Genomic DNA, 3,008 nt, shown 5'->3' on the forward strand with positions numbered 1-3,008 from the left:
CGACGCGGCGCTTCCGGCGATCCCGCATCCAAAAGGGCTGACGCAGACCCTCAGAGCTTCGCTCCACGGCCGTTATCTCTATGCCCAGGAGCACGGCTGGGACGGTCTGCGCCGCAATTCCCGACAGACATTGGAAATCCGCTATCAGACGCAGCTGCGCCACTTCTACCAATGGCTCATCGAGCACAATCTTTACTGCGGTCCGCCTCCCAAGTTCAACGGCAAGAGCGACGAAGTGTTCGCGGACCTGCCGCGGGACCGACTGGTCGACGAGGAGGTGATTCGCCTGGTGTCGGCGGCGCTTTTCACCGGCTGCGACGGCCCCCAACGGCTTTGGCAAAAAGGGAAGTATTTCATTCAATCTGACCTCTATTGGATTTTTCTGATCCTGCTGCTCACCGGCATGCGCACGGGCGAGCCGCCGCAGATCCGACTGGACGATATCGTCCGGGTCGAAGACCTGGATCCGGTGACGGGCGAGCCGCTCGTGCTCTATTTCTTCGACATGCGGCCCTATGACCCGGCCCAGGGCCGCAAACCGATAAAAGAATTGAAGCACCTCAAGCGCGCGGATTTTGCGCGAGTCGTGCCGATCCATCCTCTGCTCATCGAGCTCGGCCTGCTGGAACGCGCCGCCCGTCTGCGCAAGCGTGGCGAGACGAGGCTCTTTCCCGGCTGGGAGGCCCATGTGAGCCGCAAAGGCGAGGTGCGCTGGGGTAAACGCATCAGCCGCGCTTTCGCCTACGCGCGGACATTGCCGGACGTCAATCTGACGCGCTCGAACATCTGCCTTTATGCCACTCGCCATCTGATGGCCGATTGGCTCGACAGCCTCCGCGCCCCGCAGCGCGTGCGCAACCGCGTGATGGGCCATAAAGACAAGGCGAACGACGAGAGCAACGCGGCCGACGCTTATGGCGGCAAGGGAATGATGTCGGTCGAGCAGGCGCGGATCGTCCTGGAACTCGAGACCCCGCTGATCAAGCGGATGCGCGAGATCCTGGTCGGCGCGCTGCGCTCGGCGGAGCGTGGAGAATTGATCCGTCTCGAGGTGAGAGGCAAGCCGGAAGAGGCGGAGGAGGGATGAGATGTCGCCAACTTGGAACAGTAAACTGGACTGTTGGGAAGCACGTCAAACAGGATTGGGTCACGCCAGATCTGGAACTCTGTGCCGGGCCGATTCCGCATAGTGAACGTCCCCGAGTGTCGAGACCTTACGTCCCGCGCATCGACGAACCATTCTCTGACGCAACCTGGCTGTTCGGGACGGCGAAGGTGTAATTCTGACCGAGGCCGTGTGGAAACTCCGCCTGGGAGCCGTCGCGAAGGGTTTCTGGTTCCACGACGAAGAAGAATCAGGACGTTGCTGGCGGCGCTCAGGCTGTGATCGCCCCCATCAGCGATTTGATCCCGACGATGTTGATCATCCGCTTCATATTGTAGGCGAGCACCTGAAGACTCATTTCGGTTTTGACCTTTCCCAGGGTCCTGGTCAGGAAGTGGGTCGAGCCCATCCATGCCTTCAGCGTCCCGAACGGATGCTCAACAGTCTGTCGGCGGATGGTCATGGCGTCGGGCATGCGGTCGAGCGCAGTCTGCATTTTATCGAGAACGTCTTCGTGCTCCCAGCGCTTGACGCGCTTGTGTTTCATGGGCGTGCATTTGTGCTTGAGGGCGCAACTCGAACAAGCCGTGAGATTGCGGTAGTGGTCGATGTCGTCTTGGCGATCGGAGCGCGCCTTTCCTTTGGTCAAGCGTTCGCCGGCAGGACATATGTAATTGTCGTTATCCGCATCATAGATGAAGTCTCGAATCGTGAAGAAGCCAAGCTTGTCTTTGCCGGAGGTCATCGTCTTGGGAACGCGAGGCAACACGCCAGTTCCCTCGCAAGCCAGCACTTCCTCGCCGCTGTAATAACCTCGGTCGGCCAGCACGGTGACTTCTTCGCCTTCGATGGCCTCGAGCGCTTTACGACCCATGAAGGCCAGTTGTGCCCGGTCCGTGCCGTCGTTGATCACTTCGTGCGCGACGATGAGATGATGCTCGGCGTCAACAGCGATTTGGACGTTGTAGCCGACGATGCCAGCGCCCTTGCCGCTTGTCGCCATCGAGCGAGCGTCGGGATCGGTGAGAGAGACCTGTTTGTCGGGCGCCGCTTCGACCTGCTTTTCCATCTCTTTGAGCGACTGCATTTGTCTGCGCAGGCCCTCGATCTTCTCTTTCAGGCGCGGCGCTTTCGCCTTGGCGAGATCGTTGTCCTGTCGATCTGCTTGGTCGAGCGCCGACAAGTAGCGCGCGATGCTGGCCTCCACCTGCTCGATCCGCTTGGCGACCTTGTTCACTGTGAAGTTTTTGTCACGGTTGTTGACGGCTTTGAATTTGCTGCCGTCGATGGCCACGACGGCGCGCGTGAACAAGTCGAACTGGCGGCATAGCCCCATGAATTGTGCGCAGGCCGCGCGGATCGCCGGCCCGTTGTCGCGACGGAAGTCGGCGATGGTCTTGAAGTCCGGAGCCAAGCGGCCGATCAGCCACATCAGCTCGATGTTCCGATTGGCCTCTCGTTCGAGACGCCGGCTCGACTGGATGCGGTTGAGATAACCGTAGATGTAGAGCTTGAGCAGATCGCCCGGCGCATAGCCCGGACGCCCCGTCGCTTTCGCCTCGACTCGCGCGAACCCAGCGGCCTTTAAGTCGAGCGCATCCACGAAGGCGTCGACGAAGCGGACCGGATTGTCATCGGAGACGTAATCATCGATCGCCTCGGGCAGAAGCAGCAACTGCGATCGATCGGAGCCGGGGATGTGCGTCATGCCCCGATCTAGTACAAAGCTCTCGCTAGAGGAATCCATCGGAGCGGGTTTTCACACAGCCTGGACCCATTGCGGACCCGCGCCATACGAACGGCGGACGTCCGGCTGCGCCGATAGGAGACATTCCTGCCGCGCGCCAAACAAGGTGAGAGTCCAGCGTCAATCTGGATGAGAATCGCGGGGGTGTCGGCGTGA

General features: G+C 60.6%; 2 protein-coding genes. One reads left to right on the forward strand and one right to left on the reverse strand.

The window, feature by feature from the left end; all coding sequences use genetic code 11:
• Positions 1–130 precede the first annotated feature (130 nt).
• Positions 131–1,087, forward strand: coding sequence for a hypothetical protein (locus A1351_RS03730; RefSeq protein ID WP_157096073.1), 957 nt, complete (start codon positions 131–133; stop codon positions 1,085–1,087).
• A 289-nt stretch (positions 1,088–1,376) separates the two neighbouring features.
• Here A1351_RS03730 and A1351_RS03735 read toward each other — a convergent pair whose 3' ends face one another.
• Positions 1,377–2,813 (reverse strand): IS1182 family transposase, encoded by a 1,437-nt coding sequence (locus A1351_RS03735; RefSeq protein ID WP_064032244.1) that lies wholly within the window; start codon positions 2,811–2,813, stop codon positions 1,377–1,379.
• Between the last annotated feature and the right edge of the window lie 195 nt (positions 2,814–3,008).

Source organism: Methylosinus sp. R-45379 (assembly GCF_001644125.1).
In the GTDB taxonomy this organism is placed as follows: domain Bacteria; phylum Pseudomonadota; class Alphaproteobacteria; order Rhizobiales; family Beijerinckiaceae; genus Methylosinus.

Bases quoted from the DNA above. Each gene is read 5' to 3' on its own strand.
- A1351_RS03735 (WP_064032244.1), bottom strand. From the start codon at position 2,813: ATGACGCACATCCCCGGCTCCGATCGATCGCAGTTGCTGCTTCTGCCC.